Here is a 2933-nt window from a genome sequence, read left to right as displayed (position 1 = left end):
AATGATACAGCTGTAGTAGTCCCGACTTGATCTCACAGATCTCTTGGTTTAGACCCAGAAGGTGACTTCGGTAACCGAGTATTGACATACACAATGGAAAAAGTGGGCAACAGGTGCCAGGAAATCATTGATACAGCCGGTGCTATTAACGCCCGTATCTATGTTTACAACGACCGGGATCAATTGACCAGCATCACCGTTGGTACCGCTCAACCGCATCAGTACGAATATGATTACGCCGGCCAAAGGGTCAAAGCCACCTCCGCATCAGGCAACGAAAAACGCTACCTGTACGATGGGCTTACCCTGATCGCCGAAACCAACGCCATCGGCAACACCCTGGCCACCTACCACTATGGAGCCAGACGCCAACTGGCCGAAACCAGAAACGGCCAGCGCGCCTACTACCTGGCCGACGCCCTCGGCACCAACGTGGCCATTACCAACCAGGACGGCTCCATCCAAAACCGCATGGACTACGACGTGTGGGGCAACCTCAACCAAGAAACATCTACCAGCGACAGCCCCTTCGGCTTCACCGGCTACCTCAAAGACGAAGACACCGACCTCTACTACGCCAACGCCAGATATTATGATTCGTTTACGGGAAGGTTTTTACGGGAAGATCCTTTATTTGGCAATACCAATGAGCCTCCAAGTCTACACAGATACATGTATGCTGCATCAAACCCCACTGCTTGGATTGATCCAACAGGGAAAGGAAATGATACACCACATTTTTATGAATCTTTATTACTTGGTGATGTTGTTCAGCTAAGTATTGGTCACAATTTGGCATTTGCTTTGGGTGCACAAATAGGTGATGAGTTTAAGCAACATGACGCTATCAATAATTCTATATCTTATGGCATGGGAATGATTAACTATTCTGTATCAGCATCATATGGTTTTATAACAAAGCAAGATGTTCAGAGAATAAGAGAATCAAGAGAAAAATTAGAAATTAATAATTGTGGAGCACATGCTTTATGTGGTGATGACCCTATACTAGTTAGAAATGCTTTTGTAGATTATGCTCAAAATGAGGCAGAAAATATTGCCCAATATGGTACCGCTGATCATGCTTTTACAGATAGTTTTTACCATATTGATAAAAAAACCCTTCGCAACAAAGTCGGTCAGAAATCACACAAACCAGATCTTGGGCATTTGTTTGAAGGAACATCAACAGACAAGGCATTTAGATACCATCGGAATAAACGAATTGTCGCATTTGAGCAGAGGGCGATTGAATTGTATAAGTATTCGGTAAGGAATGGTTTAACTACACTATCTCCAGAGGAATTTGGTTTAAGATTAAGTGAAGCTACTAATCTTCTGAATCAAAAAAACAGAGAGTTAATGAGTACTCATATGGAGTATGGTTTGCATGGGTCTACATTTCCACATAACAAGGCAGATTTTGATGCGGTTAACCCCAATCATGAGTTTTATTATATGCAAGAAATTATGAAGGAAAGAGGTTATGACAATATTCCCAGTACCCAGATTTTTGAGGCATCTCACAATATATTTGAATTATTGAATGGTTTTAGTAAAAATCAATTACAAGAAATAGCTAAGGTCATGAACCCAAATGCAGTTCATAGAATAAATGAATATGATAAAGAAAGGCTCATCACATATATCAGTTATAGGTTTGATCAATACCAAACCAAATCCAAAAAATACATTTATCAAAATGTTAAACAACAACAGGCAGATCAAGTGATTGAGAGCAAAAGCAACCCTGGTATAGAAGAGGTGAGTCAGTGAGGAGGTTTAAATTAGTTTTGAGTGGAGTAACACTGTTGACTGTTATTTATTTTCTAGGTAATAGTCTTTTGACTGACAGCATAAATACTGACTTTAATTCAATGATGAAAAGTACGTCTCTTAGAAATATTGCTGTTGATGATGAAAAATCAATCTCTAAGGATAAGCCTATTGTTAATTATGACTTGGTGAAACTAATTGATAATGATCAAAACACCATTCTTGAAAAATTACTGAAAGAGGGAAAAGTAGACCCTGATGTTGTAAATTATCATGGTTTACGAACAGCATTGTTACATGCAGCTTCTGAACTGAAGACGCAATCATTTTTGATACTTGCAAAGTATGGTGCAGACATTAATTATCAAGATTCTCATGGTGGGAAACTAGGGGACAGGTGCTTTCCAAATAAACCAGCTTGAGAGATTCAGTTGGTTTTTTTGTGAAAGATGAGAAAATTGACGTGGTTTAGAGATGTTGTTCAGGCTTAAAAGATCAAATGCTATAAATGGCACCTTAAAGGCCTGATTGGAAGTGAGTGGGACGGTGGCAGACAGAATCTGCAGGGTGGTTTTGATGGGTGATTGGCTATTCCAGGGCCGGTTTTAATCGGTGACCCACGGCGAATTTTTTGCCGACTTTCTGACAGAAGTTTTTGATTCGTTCCACTGTGCCGACCGCTGAGAATCCGACTGATTTAAAGCCTTTTAGCTCATCGAGCCAGGTGTCTGGATCGAGGCCCAGCCTGTCGAGGATTGGAGGTAGGTTTTCTGGAATGTATCCGCGTTTGTTTTCTAGGATTACTCTGCCGGAATAATCCACCAAGTCCAGGTATCCTGAGAGTGAAAATGGCAGATCATTTTTGTCATAGCCAAAGCCGATCAGTCTGGTTTTTTTGTCTTTGATTCTCTCTTGGATTGAGGTGTAGTCAGATTGCTCGGGAGTTTTGCACATAGCGGCACGAATAGGGTTGAGATCTACGTAAGCCATGCATGTGAGTAAGGCCCGCTCGTCCAATAATGCTTGGCTTTTAAACCGGCTTTCCCAAAAATGGCCGGTACAGTTGTCTTCTATATTTGCCCTGCGAGCGATATACTCATTCAAGCACTTCATGAACCAACTGATAGAACGCAATCGCTTGCGGTAAACATCCGCTT

At 41.4% G+C, this 2933-nt stretch carries 3 protein-coding genes; 2 read left to right on the top strand and 1 reads right to left on the bottom strand.

All coding sequences use genetic code 11. The features are described from left to right. Positions 1-93: 93 nt before the first annotated feature. Together B0475_RS15795 and B0475_RS15790 are read left to right on the top strand one after the other, a co-directional pair. A complete protein-coding gene (locus B0475_RS15795) occupies positions 94-1776 on the top strand; it encodes an RHS repeat domain-containing protein (protein ID WP_077412862.1) in 1683 nt (560 codons plus the stop codon). A 17-nt stretch (positions 1777-1793) separates the two neighbouring features. Further along, positions 1794-2198: a hypothetical protein gene (locus tag B0475_RS15790; protein ID WP_198538342.1), complete on the top strand. Its 405-nt coding sequence runs from the start codon at positions 1794-1796 to the stop codon at positions 2196-2198. A gap of 166 nt (positions 2199-2364) precedes the next feature. Here the strand turns inward: B0475_RS15790 and B0475_RS15785 are convergent. Then, positions 2365-2933 (bottom strand): transposase (locus tag B0475_RS15785; RefSeq protein ID WP_408606450.1); only part of this gene is annotated, 569 nt, incomplete at its 5' end.

Origin of the sequence: Marinicella sediminis, assembly GCF_002000055.1 — a bacterium.
GTDB lineage: Bacteria > Pseudomonadota > Gammaproteobacteria > Xanthomonadales > Marinicellaceae > Marinicella > Marinicella sediminis.
This window is presented reverse-complemented; position numbering and strand designations above follow the sequence as displayed.

What these genes read in the sequence shown, in the direction of transcription:
- B0475_RS15795 (WP_077412862.1), top strand. Translation starts at nt 94, where the DNA reads ATGGAAAAAGTGGGCAACAGGTGCCAGGAAATCATTGATACAGCCGGT.